This window comes from Ferrimicrobium sp., from assembly GCF_027319265.1.
Taxonomy (GTDB): Bacteria; Actinomycetota; Acidimicrobiia; order Acidimicrobiales; family Acidimicrobiaceae; genus Ferrimicrobium.
Genome location: NZ_DAHVNP010000028.1, coordinates 23611 through 39818 on the forward strand (window position 1 = coordinate 23611; position 16208 = coordinate 39818).

Sequence of the window (16208 nt, forward strand, 5' to 3'; positions counted from 1 at the left end):
CCTCGTCGCTAGGACCTTCTGGAGTCGATCCCCTACCGGTTCCGTCGTGACTCCTCAAGCACCTCGACAAGCTCCGCTGATGGGACGAAATCGGCAAGCGCAGGAAGACTCGCGAGATTCTCGAGTCCGAAGCGCTCAAGAAACAACTGCGTGGTCTGGAAGAGGATGGGTTCACCGACACGACCACGCCGTCGATCACCTTCAATGAAGCCGCGATCAATAAGCAGCCGAATCACTCCATCCGAACTGACCCCGCGGATCTCTGAAACCTGTGCCCGTGACACCGGTTGCAGATACGCGACGACCGCTAGCGCCTCCATTGCAGCGCCTGACAGCGCTGGACTCTGTTCTTCGGATAGAAACCGACCAAGTACGACCGCTAAATCAGGTGCGGTCTTGAGCACGTAGCCATCGGCAACCTTGACCAACCTGGTCGCACGGTCATGTGCAACCAGATCGCGTTCCAAATAGTCAAGGGCGCGTTCCACCTGACTCTTCTCGAGTTCGAGGAAATCAGCCAACTCGGAGAGGGTAATCGGACCAACGCCAAGCGAGAGCAGTCCCTCGATGGTCCTCGCCACCACCGGCAACACTACTTCGGCGGCATCGATCCCCGCAGCATCGACTCCTAAGGGGAGCAGGTGATCAACCAAGGGTCCGCACCATCTCGGCCACCAAGCCAAGGCGCTCTCCATCAATGACACCGACCTCGATATCGGTACCGACCTGGCGCAACGCAACTGCACCAAACGCATGGGCTTCAAGCAAAATCACAAAGCTCACTATAATTTCGACACCTGATCCATCGGCAATCATGGCCGAGAATGATGTCATCCGTTCAAGCCGGTCCAAAAACTTCAGACCGATGGCCACAACATCGACCGAGGAGCGCATCAGTGGCGTAGGACCAACCTCCGCATTCATACTCGCCCGTGCCAAGGCACGAGCTATCGCCTCACCGAGGCCCGAGGATGGCAGTACCATCTCCTCTCGATCATCAACCAGATCGGCCGCCTCGAGTGCGACCGGCAATGATTCCGCGGTCCTCTCAAGGCGGGTACGCATCGCCTTGGATGCAGAGGCATAGATCGCCTTTTCGACCAAGCCAAGCAAGACTCCCTCAAGTGCTCGGTCGAGCTCCTCATCCTCGATAACCTCATCATCGTCACGATCGAGGAGCCAATGCATCTTCATCCTCATCAACCAGGTACCAGCTACCAATTCGAGACTGAGTTCGTCGAAGTCGTCGATAGCGAAGAGCTGCTCAAAGAGCGACGCCAACCGTAGATCAGCAAGGTCAAGCATCTGATTACGTACGCGATCAAGACTCTCGGTAAGTCGACTCATGATCGCCTTTGCACCATCAGTACGTGAGGCCCAATCCCCTCAATCACAAAAACCTCTCCAACGACCTCGAAACCATAACGTTCATAGAGGCTACGCGCTGCAACACGGGCATGACACCAGACGGGCGTCACCGACGTAGATCGCGAGGTGGCGCTCTCTTCCTGGGTACCAGTAGCTTCGTGAACGACTTGGAGCAGGCGCAGGAGGATACTTGTTCCAACTCCTCGCCCCCGGTAGGCTTGCTCCACCGCCATCCCACGCACCCGATAGCCCGGCACTCCATCGAGCGGCTCTGGCAGCAGACTTCCGGCACCCACCACCCTGGTGCCGAGACGGGCGAGTGCGTGTATCGCGAGTGGATCATCGTCTCCCGAAAAGTGAGCCGTCGATGGATCAAGGCCGGCTCGAAGAATGCGAGCCCGTAGCTCCAGCACCTCAGGGGAGAGGCGGCCAAGATCGACGGTCAACTCCGCTGAACCGGTCAAGCTTCAAGCGCCTGGGCCAAGAGGACGATCGGATGGAGCACCTCCACACGATCACCGAGCAACGAGTTCAGCTGAATGGCACAACCAGGGTTTGCCGAGACCAGGAGCCCGACCTGGGTGCGCAGGATCGCATCTCGTTTCGCCTCGCCGACTTGGCGTGCAAGCGCCGGCTGGCTCACGGAGTACAATCCTCCCGCCCCACAACAGTTGGGTCCCTCAGTGAGAGCAAGCTCGAGCTCGGGGATGCGACTCAGTACCGACGGTCCGGCCGAACGAACCCCCTGCGCGAAGGCGAGGTGGCAGGGTTCGTGATAGAGAATTTTGCGCGACAGCGGTCGATAGTGGGCAATACTCGTGAATCGATCCAGGAACTCCATCACATCGACCACCTTTGCCGCGAACGCATCGGATCCGTCCTGATGTTCGAGCAGCTCCCCATAGTCCTTCATCATGGCGCCGCATCCCGCGGAGTTGGTGATCACCGCATCGATATGGGTAAGGTCGAATGTCTCCATCAGCGCCCGTGCCCCATGCTGTGCTGGTTCATGCTGGCCAGCATGCGAGGCGAGCGCTCCACAACACCCCTGCCCCCTGGGAACAACGACCGAGATACCCTCGGCGTTTAAAACCTTCACAGTCGCAGCGTTGACCTCGCTGAACAGTACCGACGCGATACACCCTGTGAGCATGACGACCCGCGCACGCTCGTTCGGAACCAGCGAGGTGAAGGTGGTCACTGGCGACGCCGCACGGATGGTCGCCGCCTGCTGCACCAACGCCTGCACCCGCGGCAGATGGGCGAGCCCAGGACGCAAGAAGGACGATCGCACCACCCCACGGGCAAGTACTTGAGCGCTCGGGGCCAATCCCGCAAAACGTTGTGCCTTTGAAAAACTTCTCACCACCAACGAACGCCCAAGTAGTTCGCGCTGAGATCGGCCGACATTCACCACCCGGCGGGCCCGGTCGATCAGCTCGTCATAACGAACCCCGGAAGGACACGCCGGGACACAGGCCTCGCATCCAATACAGCGATCGATGTGTAGTCGGAGAACGTCAGTGACCCTGTTAGTGCGCGCCGCCTCTGCAAGGAGCCAAATCCTCCCACGAGGGGAGTCGTTCTCCATCGCCGTCACCGCATACGTCGGGCAAGCAGCTAAGCAGAAGCCACAGTGTACACAGGTCGCACTGAGCTTGGCGATCGCTGTAAACTCCTCGGTGAGCGACGGGGTTCTTGTCGTCATGATCGGTAAAACCTTCCGTATGGATCGAATGCCATGGCAATACGATCGATCAAGAGCTGCGCAGAGATGGTCGCTGCGGTGCCGACTTCGGAGTCATCGGTGACATGCCGCACAGCTGTGGCCAGCGTGCGTGACCAAGTCTCGTGAGCGAGTATCCCGTGTGGATGCCACGCACGGGCCTCCACAGCACCAGCACCGAGTACTCCTTGGAGGTTGGCTAATCGGTGCTCCTGGTGCTCCGGCTGGACGGAGATCTCCGCCACGCCCGCGCCGACATGAGCGACAAGGGCGACAAGGGCGGGCCCCAACGTTGCCCTGATCGTAGGGAGCAGATCAAGCATCGCCGTACTGCGCGCGGAGAGTGCAAAAACCATCCCCCCCTCCCCCGGGAGCTGAAATCCCCTGAGGCGAGACCAATGAGCCACCGATTCAGCTTCACCGAGGATCATGGTTGAGCTACCCGAAACCGCACGCTCCAACCGCTCGATGCGTTGGTCGATCACCTCGTGACCACCTTCGATCAGACCGGAGAGCGTATCGTCTACAAGGTCGAGAGCGCTCAGCTCAACATGGGCACCCATGAGTGCGATGATGACATCGCGGAGCCGATCTGGCCGAGTGGTGACCAGCAGCGTCCGTTGTGTCTCTGGCAACGGACGCGTACGGAAGATCACCTCGGCGATAATCCCGAAACGACCGCGGGAACCGGCAAAGAGTTTTGCCAGGTCATAACCGGCAACATTCTTAATGACCGTCGAACCGCTATGGGCAACGCTCCCATCAGCCAGGACTACCGTCATCCCGATGATCTGATCGCGGATGCCGCCGTACCGGTGGATGAGGCCACCTCGCGCACCTGTGGCTACCATCGCGCCAACAGTACCGACCCCTGGAGGATCTACCGCTACCCGTTGACCGACAAGAGCCAGCTGATCTTGCAGTGTGGCCCAGGTGACACCAGCCCCTACCGTCACAGAGAAATCATCGACCCGGTGCCCAATACCCGCAAGCGAAGTCGTATCGACCACGGTCAACCCCTCATGATCGCCTGACAGATTAGAGCCAAGTCCCCGAACGACTACTCGACGGCCCGGGTCCAACTCCTTCAACCATAGGCCGAGTTCCTCGACTGAGGCAGGGGCGATCTGCTCTGTCACCATCGCTCCCCCAAACCAGCCTCTTCGAGCGCATGAGGCTGATAGCGACCGGGACGCTCACCGCACAGACGTGGGGTCGGTAGCAACTTCCCCCGGTTACACATCCCGCTCGGATCGAACGCAGATCGCAGCCGTTCAAAGGTGGTCAAGTCCTCAGTTGAGAACATCTCCGGCATGTGACAGACCTTATCGACGCCAATCCCATGTTCACCCGTGAGGGAACCACCCTCCTCAAGACAGAGCGCGAGGATCTTTGCCGCCACCTCCTCCGCCAGAGCCTCCTGCCCTTGGACCGAAGGATCGTACGTGACGAGTGGGTGCAGGTTGCCATCACCAGCGTGGAAGACGTTCAGAATCGCGAGGCCCGACTCGGTGCCGAGATCTCCAATACGTCCGAGGACCCGTGGAAGCGCCGATCTCGGCACTACTCCATCTTGGACAATGTAGGCCGGTGCCACACGACCTGCCGCGGCGAACGCGGCCTTCCTTGCGAGCCACATCAACCCACGTTCCTCCTCATTGGCCGCCTCCCAGACGTGGGAGGAGCCATGGAGTTCCAGCAGTGCGCGTACCGCAAGAAACTCGTGTGCCACTTCATCAATCTCCCCGTCGAGTTCGAGCAACAGGCAACTCTTTGCCGTCGTGTCGAGTCCGGCACCGGTGGCGATCTCGCAGGCAACGATAGCAAGTTGATCCATCATCTCGATGGCAGCAGGGGTGATCCCTCGCGAAACCACATCGCTCACCGCCTCCGCCGCCGCAGCCACCGAGTCAAAATAGGCCAAAAATGTACGGCGGGTCTCGGGGAGGGGGAGAAGTCGACACACGATCCTCGTCACAATTCCGAGCGTCCCCTCAGAACCGATCACTACACCCCGTAGATCTGGTCCAGGTCCATCCATTCCCTCACTGCCAAGCCACAGCAACTCGCCAGTTGGCAAGAGCAGCTCTAGGGCCAACACATGATGGGTGGTGAAACCATACTTGAAGCAGTGGGCTCCTCCTGAATTCTCGGCAACGTTCCCTCCGATGCTACAGGCGATCTGGGAGGATGGATCTGGCGCGAAGTAGAGGCCGTAGAGCAATACCGCCCGCGAGAGTTCAAGATTAACCACTCCTGGTTCGACGACTGCAACGCGAGAAAATGGGTCAATCTCAAGGATGCCTTTTAAGCGGGAGGTGACCACCAACACCCCTTCTTCGTCAGGGAGGGCCCCACCAGAGAGGCCCGTACCGGCTCCTCTGGCAACCCAAGGAAGACCTAACGCGATGACCTCACGGACACACGCCACCAGCTCAAGACGATCAGCTGGTACGACGACGAGTGCGGGAACCGCCCGATGACTCGTGAGTCCATCGCAGCTATAGGCTTGCCGTTCCCCAGCCTCTAGAATGAGCGCAACTGGGTCAACAACGCCGCGAAGCCTATCGATAAGGAGATCGATGCGCGAAGCTACCACGTTGTTCCCTCTCTCTTTCTGGGCTTTGTCGCGAGGAGTGCTGCCCACCTTGAAAGTATAGAACGAAAGGAATTCTCTATGAAAGCCATGATTACCGGCGCAAGCTCTGGCATCGGCGAGGCCATCGCCGCCAACCTCCACGATCTCGGCTACGAGCTCATCATTACCGGTCGCCGAAAGGAGCGTCTCGACGACCTCGCAACGCGTCTTGGTGGTGATCGAGCCACGGTTCGTACCCTCGATGTCACCGATACCGCTGCCATTGAAGCCCTCGCCGGGGAGGTCGGTGCGGTCGACGTCCTCGTCAACAACGCAGGTGGGGCCCTGGGACTCGCGAGCGCCCAGGAGTCAGAGCTTTCGGATTGGCTGACCATGATCGCCACCAACGTCACCGGGCTGACGGTGCTGACACATGCATTCTTGCCAGCGATGGTGGAGCGTCGTAGTGGCATCATTATCAACCTCGGCTCGGTCGCCGGTGAATATCCCTACCCGGGTGGGAACGTCTATGGTGCCGCGAAGGCCTTCGTTCGTCAGTTCAGCCTCAACCTTAAAGCCGACCTCGCCGGCACCGGTGTACGCATCACTGATATCGAGCCAGGAATGGTCGGCGAGACCGAGTTCTCTCTCGTCCGCTTCCACAACGATGCCGAGCGTGCCTCGAGTGTCTACGACGGGATGCAGGCACTCACCCCCGCCGACATCGCCGATCTGGTTCGCTACATCGTCACCCTTCCACCGCACGTGAACATCAATACCGTCTCGCTCATGCCAGTTGACCAAGGATTTGGTGCCTTCAACATCACCCGACACTCGTCGTAACCGAGCCACATGCTCCACACGCCGCTCATCTGCCATGCTCACAGGCGCTGTGGTCGCGCCTGTCATACCCAGGCACCACACTGACAAGAGGAGCGGTCACCGCAGCGAGAGCAGATGTGACAAGGAGGACCCGATGACCACAACTAATTCCCACCGAGACCATCAGGCAGAATGGCTCGCCACCATGCACGGCAACCGTACTGCGGGTAACATCATCACCGCGCATGAAACGCCGATGTCGATCGAGACCACCCTCGCCGACCGACGCAGGACCGAAGAGCATCAGGCCGCGACGCTGAGCAGTGGAGCCACCCTCGCTCATGAGGCAGGAAATCGACCGCAACACGAGGAGCCCGATGTCCTTCGAACCTGCTTCGAGCGCGATCGAGACCGCATTCTGCATTCCAGTGCATTTCGACGTCTCGCTGGCAAAACGCAGGTCTTCATCTTCCCTGCAGACCATCAACGTACCCGCCTGACCCATGCCTTAGAGGTATCGCAGGTGGCAGTCGCCATCGCTCGTCGGCTCCGTCTGAACACCGACCTCACTGAGGCAATTGCCCTTGGCCATGACTGTGGACACGGACCGGGTGGGCACGCCAGTGAGGTCGCTCTTGAACCCTTCTTGCCGGACGGTTTCGATCATGCACCCTGGGGTGCGTATGTCACCCTAGCCCAACTGAACCTCTGCCAAGAGACCACCGATGGAATCGCGAACCACTCTTGGTCAAGACCAAAGCCCATGACCCCAGAGGCGGAGATCGTAGCACTCGCAGATCGCATCGCCTATTGCGCTCATGACCTCGAAGATGCGATCGATGCTGGCCTCCTCCAAAGAAGCGCCGTCCCTGCGGATCTCACGCAACTCATTGGGCCCCACCGCACCCAGCAGCTCGACTACTTTATCACCGATGTCATCTGGACCTCAGTCCATCACGGCACCATCGGCCTCAGCACGGAGGCTGGAGAGGCGTTAGCGATGCTACGCGCCTTTAACTACACCCATATCTACACCACCCAGGCCGCTGAGCGCCAGAGTAAGGCCGTGATCGCGGTACTGCGTTCGCTTACCGACTATCTCCTGGAACACCCGGCAGCATTGCCACAACGCGATCAGTCGCTCTCCGTCGAACACCAGGTGGTTGCCTACGTCGCTGGCATGACCGATCGCTACGCCTTCCGACTCGCTCGTGACCTGCTGCACTGGCCAGCGAACCGGTTGCCATTGGGGATCGACCTGAGTAGTTAGCGCTCAATGATCTCACTTCATCCACCACAAGGTTCATAGGTGCTCCCAGCCTCTTTGGCTGACAGGACAGCAGCGCAGAAACCAGAGATCGCAGAGGGGAGCAACTATCAGAGTCGACTCGTCAATCGATTAACCTTTCGTTGAAAAGGAGCGACAGGGGTCGCCGAGTTTGAGGGGAAGAGATGCATTCATTTCAGGATCCACTGCGGCGTGGGGCAAGTGTGGCGCCACAGAAGGACGCTATCGTCTGTGGAGGAGAACACCTCACCTTCCACCAACTCGACCAGCGAGTACACCAGCTCAGCGCTGTACTCCAGCATTTTGGCCTTCGTCCAGATGACCGGGTCGCCATTATCGCAAACAACTGTCATCGCTATCTTGAGGTCTACCTTGCAGTTCCCTCAAATGGCTTCGTCTTGGTGCCACTCAGTACCCGCTCAACCAACGCCGAAGTGGTCTTCGCGCTCTCTGACGCCGATGTCAAGGTCGTCGTTACCGACCGCGACCTTGGCCCCCTTCCGCCGTGCGTGGAGCAGGTTATTACGATCCCTGAGCACTATGACGAGTTGGTGAGCAAGGCCACCCCTGCCCCCTTTCTTAGCCAGCCCAACGAGGAGACGCTGGCAGGGTTGTTCTATACCGGAGGTACCACTGGAAGATCCAAGGGGGTCATGCTCACCCATGGCAATCTGCTCGCAAACGCATGGACCGCCATCGCCTGGACACATCTGACCGAGGACGATCGATGGCTCGTCATGGCACCAATGTTCCACGCTGCCGGTACGTGCCTGGTCCTTGCCTCACTATGGCTCACAGCGACCCAAATCATGCTGGGCTCCTTCTCGCCCACCCAGGCACTCGACATCATCGAGGGTGAACGAGCCACTGGAACGCTTGCCGTACCAACCATGATGCTCGCCATGAACGACACGATGGCCACCTCGCCTCGCGATGTCTCCTCATTGCGATTGCTGAGCCACGGTGCCTCCCCAGCCCCCCTTGAGATTCTCAAGGCAAGTCACCGGTACTTTCCCGAAGCAGAGATGCTCCACCTCTACGGTACTACCGAGACCTCGCCGATCGCATCGATCTTCCCCCACGAGGAGCGACATCTGACCGACGCACTGGCGGGCTCGATCGGCGTGCCTGCCGTCGGCGTCGACCTCACCGTACTCGACCCGGACGACCAGGCGCTCGGGCCTGGTGAAGTAGGCGAGATCGCCATTCGAGGTAACAACGTGATGAAGGGTTACTGGAACCTGCCAGTGGAGTCACAGCAGGCCCTTCGCTCCGGCTGGTACCACACTGGTGATCTCGGATTTCGAGACTCGACTGGATACTTCTTCCTCATCGATCGGCTCAAGGACATGGTGGTCACCGGGGGCGAGAACGTCTACACCATCGAGGTTGAGGATGCGCTCTATCGTCATCCCAAGGTGCAAGAGGCTGCCGTCTTTGGTGTGCCCGACCCCAAGTGGGGAGAGGCTGTTCATGCCGTCGTCGTCCCACGGGAGGAGGTAAGCGCCGAGGATCTCTTAGCCTTCCTACGCACACAGATCGCTGGGCACAAGCTTCCGAAGAAAATTGACCTTCGCCAAGAACCATTACCAAAATCTGGAGCCGGGAAGATCTTAAAACGTGATCTTCGCGAACCTTTCTGGGTCGGCCACACCACTCGGATCGGCAACTAAAGTGGCCGAGCAACATCGCCCACCTCATCAACGAAGGAGTCAGCTTTGGAGTTCCTAGGTAGCCACCTCCTCTCGGTGGATCAACTCTCCAGAGAGGATGTTGAACTGGTCATCACGGTTGCTCAACGCCTGGAGCCAGTTGCGCGACGCAGAAAAATCACCCGCGCCCTCGAAGGAGCCGTCTTGGCGAGTCTCTTTCTTGAAGCAAGCACACGAACACGGCTCAGTTTTGGCAGCGCCTTTTCCCGTCTCGGAGGCGCCGTACGCGAGACCGTCGGTCTGACGTTCTCCTCCATGGCCAAGGGGGAATCGATCGCCGACACCGCGAGGGTCATCAGCGGTTATGCCGATATCATGACCATTCGGCACCCAGAGGCAGGGTCCGTTGCCCAGTTCGCTCATGCTTCGTTGGTGCCAGTGATCAATGCAGGTGATGGTGCCGCCGAGCACCCGACCCAGGCGCTGCTCGACATCTACACCATCGAGGAAGAGTTTGCCGCCCGCAACAAACGCTTGGACGGTTCACATATCCTCTTCGTGGGTGACCTCAAATATGGACGCACCGTTCACTCGCTCATCAAGCTCCTCAGTCTCTATGACAAGATGACCTTCACGCTCTTGGCACCTGAGCTACTGTCGATGCCCGACCCCATCGTCGAGCTCGTCCAAGCGCGTGGACACCACGTCATCCAGCGAAACGCATTGCCGGTTACACCTGAACAGGTGGACGTTGTCTACACCACTCGCATCCAACGCGAACGTCTCCAAGGAGAACAGATCGAGGGCTACAGCCGCGACTTCCACGTGAACACCGCCTTCGTCAACGAGGTCGGTGACGCCTCGACCATTATCATGCATCCATTGCCGCGTGACTCAACCCCCGCGTCGAATGATCTCAGCACCGATCTCGATGCCGATCCACGTCTCGCCATCTTTCGCCAAACTGATCGCGGCATTCCAATCCGCATGGCACTCTTTGCGCTCATCCTCGGCGTATCCGACAATATCGAAGCGACCTATCGAGACCCGTCCTGGCGGGTATCGCCCTAAACCGCCACCCCACCTCGTTATCACCCATCATCAACACCATGGCCAAAGGACCGGTCAGCGTGCATCACAACCAGCCCCCGACCGCCTCACCACGATCACCCGGTCCTTATCTGATCCGCTCACAGTGGACTCAGTGCACCTCCCCTGATCGACCACAAACCTGCGTTTTGACCCGAGAGACGGTGAGCTGTTCTTATCCACCGGTGGCGACGCATCGTATCAACCACCACGCTCGTTAACCCCCTCGGCATCGATCGACAACACCTTGATGGAGAGGACTAAAGTCACGATAATCTCAAGTCACCGTACTCTATGCCCCTGTAAAGCATCTCCATAGCATACAGGTATGAGAAAACGTATCGTCATTCTTGGGGGCGGAACCGGTGGAACACTCACCGCGAATCGTCTGCGAAAAGCCCTTCCATCCGCGGAGGCAGAGATTATCGTCGTCGATCAAGACAACGAACATATTTACCAACCTGGACTGCTCTTCATTCCTTTCGGGATGGCCACTATCGACGAAATAGCAAGGCCACGCTCGCGTCAATTCCGCAGTGGCATTGAGTTCCGCGTAGCCCCGATCGACCACGTCGACCTTCAAGCCGATGAAGTCTATCTTGGCGATGGCAGTTCACTACCTTACGATGTCCTGATCGTCGCTACCGGTGCGGTGTTGCAACCCGAAGAGACAGAGGGCCTCCTCGGGCCCGGCTGGGGTGAGAATATATTTACATTTTACGATCCACATGGAGCGGTAGGACTGCATGCTGCACTTGAGGATTTTTCCCAGGGAACCATCGCCGTGAACGTCGTCGACATGCCTATCAAGTGCCCGGTGGCACCCCTCGAATTCTGCTTTCTTGCCGACTGGTACTTCACGGAGCGCGGCATACGCGAAAAAGTGAATATACAGTACATCACACCCCTTGACGGAGCGTTCACAAAACCCGTTGCGTCAAAAGCCCTCGGGCAACTCCTAGGGGAAAAAGGAATTGAGATCGTCACTGAATACAATACAGGACAGGTGGACGAGGGACGGAGGCGCTTGATCTCGTATGACAATCGGGAAATTCCCTACGACATGGCCGTCCTCATTCCAGCTCACGGAGGTTCGCCTTACGTTGGACGTTCCCATGGTCTAGGAGATGATCTTGGTTTTATTACGACCGACAAACACACGCTGCAGACTGTCGCGAAGGAGAATGTATTTGCACTCGGGGATGCCGCTGGCGTACCAACATCTAAGGCCGGATCGGTTTCCCACTTTGAGGGAGAGATTATTGTCGAGAATGTTCGACGATACTTAGCCAAGCAACCACTTGATGCAAGCTTCGATGGGCACTCGAACTGCTTCATCGAAAGTGGCTTCCACAAAGCTTTACTCATCGACTTCAACTACGACACTGAGCCATTGCCTGGTCATTACCCAAGTGATATCGGCATGCCTCTCCTGAAGGAGTCGCACTTAAATCATCTTGGCAAACTAATGTTCCAATCCTTTTACTGGCATAGTCTCCTCCCAGGAAGGGACATTCCCGGCATCGGATCATCAATGCCAAAACATGGTAAGCACTTCCAAGCAGCCACAAAGTCATAACAAGAAAGGAGAATCATCATGCCAACTGTCACCTACGCAGGGACTGAGGTAGAGGTCAACGAAGAGGGGTTTTTTGAACATCCAGAACAGTGGAACCCGGAGATGGCGAAGGAGATCGCCAACAAGCTAGGTATCGACAGTCTAAGTGATCGTCACTGGCAAGTAATCAACTTCATGCGTCAAGAGTATCTCAGCAAGGGAACCGCTCCAAGCGTACGTGCCCTCGGCAAGACATCCGGTGTCCAGATAAAGGAACTCTATGAACTGTTTCCTAAGGGGCCTGCAAAACTTGCAGCGATGATTGCTGGAATTCCGAAGCCAATTGGGTGCATATGAAACTGACAAAAGGAAGAGAGGCGCTGAAATGACAGACGAGATCGAAAAAGTAGCGGTCGTGGTTTCAAAGGGATCATTAGAAGGTATCTATCCAGCACTCATATTGGCCAATGGCGCAAGGGCTGAGGGCATAGCTGTGGAGCTCTTCTTCACCTTCTTTGGGCTGGAGGCGGTCTATAAACGACACTACGAGCATATCAAAGTTGCTTCGGTCGGCAATCCTGGTCTGCACGTAGCGACACTCGCAGGTGGACTCCCAGGGGTGTCCAGCATTCTCACCCACTACATGGAGCGCAAGATGGACCGTCTCGATATCCCTCCGATTCCAGAGTTTCTGGAAATGATCGCCGACAGTGGTGCTGGACTCTACGGTTGCAAGGCTACCTGCGATCTCTTTGACCTTACAAAGGAGGATCTCATCGATCAAGTCAGCGCGATCATTACCGTTGGCGACTTCTACCGCCTAGCTGCTGGCGGTCAGATTATCTACACATGACTTAAGTGTCTGATTCACCTGTCGTCTGTGCGCCCCATCTCGAATAATCATCATGTCGAACTCCCTAGGTCTCAGTATCAGCCTGCGCGGACGGAGAGTATGGGCAACATACGCAGGCTGACTACCAATTTTGGTATTACCGCTTGCGAGAACGCGTTCTAGATATTTCTACTCCTATCATTACAAGCGCAGGGGCGACCTGCATCGACCCAGTAGGCCCATCGTCACGAGTAACAGCACTAGTGCACACGGGCACCGCCTTGATGCAACGGTGCCTAATGCGCCTGATCTTTCAAAGCTTTCGGGCTGAAGACATGGGCAGGATAGCAAGTTTAGCCACTTAGACAACACACCATAAGATCCTTCATCTACCCGTATCTCATCTACATCTTTCATCCCTCATGAAACACCTTAACACTAGGCCAAATATTACTTGACGCGATGATGCGGTAATTCGACAATTGCACTAGTCACTGACAAGTTCATGAGTATGTATCATCGTGAGCTTATTGCGCCCAGACTGTTTCGACGCATACATACACTGATCTGCCTTAGCTAACAGCTCCTCAGGATCGCGCAGCTCGGTACCATAATATGATAATCCACCGATGCTGACAGTAACAGAAATTTCATCACTACCAATATCGACCCTCTCCAGTTGAATACTACGGCGAATTCTCTCTCCCAAACTCCTCACATCATTGAAGCCAGCTCCGGGAATAACCACGGTAAACTCCTCACCACCTGTTCTGATGACGACATCACCCGCTCTCACGGAAGAGCGCATGATAGACGCCGCCGAACGCAGTATCCGATCCCCGGCAAGGTGGCCATAGGTGTCGTTCACATCCTTGAAATGGTCGATATCAAGACTCAAGATACCCAACGGTGATCCTGTCCGAGTACTCCGTACAAACTCCTCATTGAGCCTGTTGAGACCAAAGCGTCGGTTATAGACATCGGTGAGTGGATCGAGCGCAGCGAGCCTTTGGAACCTCTCATACATCAGGGCATTGTTGAGCGCTACCGAAGTCGACGGCTGAAATCCTTCCAGCAGCCGAGCGACACCAGGGTCGACATTGTTTGCGAATGCTAGCACGACGGCCCCAAGGGCCTGTCCACCAAACCAGAGCGGAATCACCAAGACTCCCCGAGGAACAAATGATACAACGATGGCATCGATGGCGACACCTGACAGCACCGCTATGGAGGTGATCGCAGGGGATCGAAGCGCATCCTGTAGTACACGGGTATCTCCAATGATGTCGCCAACCAAGCTGCGTTGCGCGGCAACCGAGAGCACTCCATCGCGTTCCACAATGACCGCTCCCGCGCTCGCACTGGCTCGCGCAATGTACTGGTCCAGAATCGTGATGACCAGTTCATCAAGGGCCAGATGGCCAGCCACCGAACCCGCGACCGAGCGAATTGCGGCCTCTGTTGTCCAGGAACTATGCAGTGAGTCAAGGAGTCTGTTGAAGGACTGAGCCACATCGCCTAGCTCATCTTTGGAGTCCACGCTCAGCTGACAAGTATCAGGAGAACAACTAATCGAATCAGCAGCAAAAGTCGTATCCCGAAGTGTCGTACTGACATACTCCATTCGTCTAGAGAGTAAATGCAACCGTGCACCAACCACAAGTCGAACAAGGCCAAAGTTTACCGATCCAACGATCACGCCAGCGAAGAGTGCACCAGCAAAGAAATCTGGCCGCAGCGTGATACGTGGCGGAACTCCAAGAATCGTAGCCACAAACGGAAAGGCAACCCCAACAAACAGCCCAAAACTCGACATCCAGATCGCTAGATCCCAAAAAACTCTCGACGTTAAGCGTGGGCTAAGCCATCGTGACTCAACGCCAATGAAATCTTGTCTGTCAACAACCATGGGTTATCTATCGACTCCGAACAGCCCAAGGTTGAATAACACAAACTTAGGCACCCTCCTGTCTTACAAAGGCGCTCATGAGTCGATACAAACAAGTCATACAAGAGAGGCGAATACTGAGGCGATGAGAGACGGCCATCTTGCTGCCGATCATTCAGATCTGAGACCATCTCGTACCTGCCTTAGCTAACGCACTCTCCGGAGCACCGCCGCTATCCCTTGCCCGACTCCAATGCACATCGTCACCAACGCAAGATCGAGATCACGTTCGGCTAACTCGGTCGTCGCCGTCAATGCGAGGCGCGCACCGCTAGCACCAAGAGGGTGTCCCAAGGCGATAGCTCCACCATTCGGATTGACAAAATCCGCATCATCGGGCAAACCGAGTTGTCGCAGACAAGCGACCGACTGCGCCGCAAAGGCTTCGTTCAATTCAACGACACCGAAGTCGGTAATGCGCAGATTCAGTCGCTCCATGACCCGGCGCGAAGCGGGCACTGGCCCAATCCCCATGATGCGGGGGGGCACGCCCGCGGTTGCCCCCGCTACCACCTCTGCCATGGGAGTCAGCGAATACCGATCAACCACCTGATCACTCACGACGAGCAGCGCACCGGCCCCATCGTTGAGCCCACTCGCGTTGCCGGCGGTGACCGTACCTCCCGGACGGAACGCCGCCTTGAGTTGAGATAGCTTGTCCAACGAGGTCAAGCGGGGATGCTCATCGCGGTCGACCACCATGCTCTGGCGCCGACTCTGGACCTCAACGGGAACGATCTCGCGACTGAGCCGTCCGTTCTCCTGTGCCTTGGCTGCGCGCTCTTGTGACCGCTGCGCGAAGGCGTCCTGATCCTCGCGAGAGATCGAAAACTCCTGAGCGACGTTCTCGGCCGTCTCACCCATCGAGTCGATGCCGTACTCCTCCTGCATGCGCGCATTGATGAATCGCCACCCGAGAGTGGTATCGAACACCTCCATGGAACGATCGAAGGCACTAGCGGCCTTCGGCATGACAAAGGGGGCACGAGACATGCCCTCGACACCACCGGCGATCACAACCTTGCCGTCACCGCTCTGAATCAACCGCGAGGCGGTCAAGACAGCCTCAAGTCCGGACCCACAGAGCCGGTTCACGGTGACGCCTGGGGTCTCAACACCAAGCCCCGCCAACAGACTCGCCATACGGGCGACATTGCGGTTATCCTCACCCGCTTGGTTCGCACATCCCAAGATCACCTCATCGATATGCCCTATCACCGAGGGATACCGGGCGACGAGTGCTCGTAGGACATCCGCGGCAAGGTCATCGGTACGCACCGACGAGAGTGCGCCACCATAACGACCAAACGGGGTGCGAACCCCACCAACGATATAGGCCTTTGGCAC

At 57.3% G+C, this 16208-nt stretch carries 15 protein-coding genes; 7 read left to right on the top strand and 8 right to left on the bottom strand.

Features of this window, described 5'->3' with window-relative positions; translation table 11 throughout:
• Positions 1 to 32: 32 nt before the first annotated feature.
• Genes scpB through M7439_RS03100 form a run of 6 tightly spaced genes read right to left on the bottom strand, consistent with a single transcriptional unit; the run spans position 33 to position 5693 of the window.
• Positions 33 to 653, bottom strand: coding sequence for an SMC-Scp complex subunit ScpB (gene scpB, locus M7439_RS03075; protein WP_298346741.1), 621 nt, complete (start codon positions 651 to 653; stop codon positions 33 to 35).
• Positions 646 to 1347, bottom strand: a complete 702-nt coding sequence (locus M7439_RS03080; RefSeq protein ID WP_298346743.1) for a hypothetical protein — start codon at positions 1345 to 1347, stop codon at positions 646 to 648. The genes scpB and M7439_RS03080 overlap by 8 nt, the downstream gene beginning before the upstream one ends.
• Positions 1344 to 1832: a GNAT family N-acetyltransferase gene (locus M7439_RS03085; RefSeq protein WP_298346745.1), complete on the bottom strand. Its 489-nt coding sequence runs from the start codon at positions 1830 to 1832 to the stop codon at positions 1344 to 1346. The genes M7439_RS03080 and M7439_RS03085 overlap by 4 nt, the downstream gene beginning before the upstream one ends.
• Positions 1829 to 3076 carry a (Fe-S)-binding protein gene (locus tag M7439_RS03090; protein ID WP_298346747.1) on the bottom strand — a complete coding sequence of 416 codons (1248 nt, stop codon included), beginning with the start codon at positions 3074 to 3076 and terminating at the stop codon, positions 1829 to 1831. The genes M7439_RS03085 and M7439_RS03090 overlap by 4 nt, the downstream gene beginning before the upstream one ends.
• Complete coding sequence (locus tag M7439_RS03095) at positions 3073 to 4236, bottom strand: FAD-binding oxidoreductase (protein WP_298346749.1); 1164 nt, start codon at positions 4234 to 4236, stop codon at positions 3073 to 3075. The genes M7439_RS03090 and M7439_RS03095 overlap by 4 nt, the downstream gene beginning before the upstream one ends.
• A complete protein-coding gene (locus tag M7439_RS03100; protein ID WP_298346751.1) occupies positions 4230 to 5693 on the bottom strand; it encodes an FAD-linked oxidase C-terminal domain-containing protein in 1464 nt (487 codons plus the stop codon). Before M7439_RS03100 ends, M7439_RS03095 begins: the two co-directional genes overlap by 7 nt.
• 78 nt (positions 5694 to 5771) lie before the next feature.
• Here M7439_RS03100 and M7439_RS03105 point away from each other — a divergent pair, with 78 nt between their 5' ends.
• The 7 genes from M7439_RS03105 (at position 5772) to M7439_RS03135 (ending at position 12934) form a co-directional block, all read left to right on the top strand.
• Complete coding sequence (locus M7439_RS03105) at positions 5772 to 6515, top strand: SDR family NAD(P)-dependent oxidoreductase (RefSeq protein ID WP_298346753.1); 744 nt, start codon at positions 5772 to 5774, stop codon at positions 6513 to 6515.
• A 184-nt stretch (positions 6516 to 6699) separates the two neighbouring features.
• Positions 6700 to 7764, top strand: coding sequence for an HD domain-containing protein (locus M7439_RS03110; RefSeq protein ID WP_367184994.1), 1065 nt, complete (start codon positions 6700 to 6702; stop codon positions 7762 to 7764).
• A 182-nt stretch (positions 7765 to 7946) separates the two neighbouring features.
• Entirely contained in the window at positions 7947 to 9455 is a 1509-nt protein-coding gene (locus tag M7439_RS03115) for a class I adenylate-forming enzyme family protein (RefSeq protein ID WP_298346756.1), read from the top strand.
• A gap of 45 nt (positions 9456 to 9500) precedes the next feature.
• Complete coding sequence (pyrB, locus tag M7439_RS03120; protein WP_298346758.1) at positions 9501 to 10505, top strand: aspartate carbamoyltransferase; 1005 nt, start codon at positions 9501 to 9503, stop codon at positions 10503 to 10505.
• Between the two features lie 346 nt (positions 10506 to 10851).
• The gene (locus M7439_RS03125; RefSeq protein WP_298346760.1) at positions 10852 to 12102 is read left to right on the top strand and encodes an NAD(P)/FAD-dependent oxidoreductase; all 1251 of its coding nucleotides are present in this window, start codon (positions 10852 to 10854) and stop codon (positions 12100 to 12102) included.
• Positions 12103 to 12120: 18 nt separating this feature from the next.
• Positions 12121 to 12438 carry a TusE/DsrC/DsvC family sulfur relay protein gene (locus tag M7439_RS03130; RefSeq protein WP_298346761.1) on the top strand — a complete coding sequence of 106 codons (318 nt, stop codon included), beginning with the start codon at positions 12121 to 12123 and terminating at the stop codon, positions 12436 to 12438.
• A 28-nt stretch (positions 12439 to 12466) separates the two neighbouring features.
• Positions 12467 to 12934 carry a DsrE/DsrF/DrsH-like family protein gene (locus M7439_RS03135; protein ID WP_298346763.1) on the top strand — a complete coding sequence of 156 codons (468 nt, stop codon included), beginning with the start codon at positions 12467 to 12469 and terminating at the stop codon, positions 12932 to 12934.
• A 466-nt stretch (positions 12935 to 13400) separates the two neighbouring features.
• Here M7439_RS03135 and M7439_RS03140 read toward each other — a convergent pair whose 3' ends face one another.
• Positions 13401 to 14729 carry a GGDEF domain-containing protein gene (locus M7439_RS03140; protein ID WP_298346765.1) on the bottom strand — a complete coding sequence of 443 codons (1329 nt, stop codon included), beginning with the start codon at positions 14727 to 14729 and terminating at the stop codon, positions 13401 to 13403.
• 279 nt (positions 14730 to 15008) lie between these two features.
• The gene (gene pcaF / locus M7439_RS03145) at positions 15009 to 16208 is read right to left on the bottom strand and encodes a 3-oxoadipyl-CoA thiolase (protein ID WP_298346767.1); all 1200 of its coding nucleotides are present in this window, start codon (positions 16206 to 16208) and stop codon (positions 15009 to 15011) included.

Coding starts and splice junctions, on each gene's coding strand:
- M7439_RS03080 (WP_298346743.1), bottom strand. CDS start 1,347: ATGAGTCGACTTACCGAGAGTCTTGATCGCGTACGTAATCAGATGCTT.
- M7439_RS03090 (WP_298346747.1), bottom strand. CDS start 3,076: ATGACGACAAGAACCCCGTCGCTCACCGAGGAGTTTACAGCGATCGCC.
- M7439_RS03095 (WP_298346749.1), bottom strand. CDS start 4,236: ATGGTGACAGAGCAGATCGCCCCTGCCTCAGTCGAGGAACTCGGCCTA.
- M7439_RS03105 (WP_298346753.1), top strand. CDS start 5,772: ATGAAAGCCATGATTACCGGCGCAAGCTCTGGCATCGGCGAGGCCATC.
- M7439_RS03110 (WP_367184994.1), top strand. CDS start 6,700: ATGCACGGCAACCGTACTGCGGGTAACATCATCACCGCGCATGAAACG.
- M7439_RS03115 (WP_298346756.1), top strand. CDS start 7,947: ATGCATTCATTTCAGGATCCACTGCGGCGTGGGGCAAGTGTGGCGCCA.
- M7439_RS03125 (WP_298346760.1), top strand. CDS start 10,852: ATGAGAAAACGTATCGTCATTCTTGGGGGCGGAACCGGTGGAACACTC.
- M7439_RS03130 (WP_298346761.1), top strand. CDS start 12,121: ATGCCAACTGTCACCTACGCAGGGACTGAGGTAGAGGTCAACGAAGAG.
- M7439_RS03135 (WP_298346763.1), top strand. CDS start 12,467: ATGACAGACGAGATCGAAAAAGTAGCGGTCGTGGTTTCAAAGGGATCA.
- M7439_RS03140 (WP_298346765.1), bottom strand. CDS start 14,729: ATGTCGAGTTTTGGGCTGTTTGTTGGGGTTGCCTTTCCGTTTGTGGCT.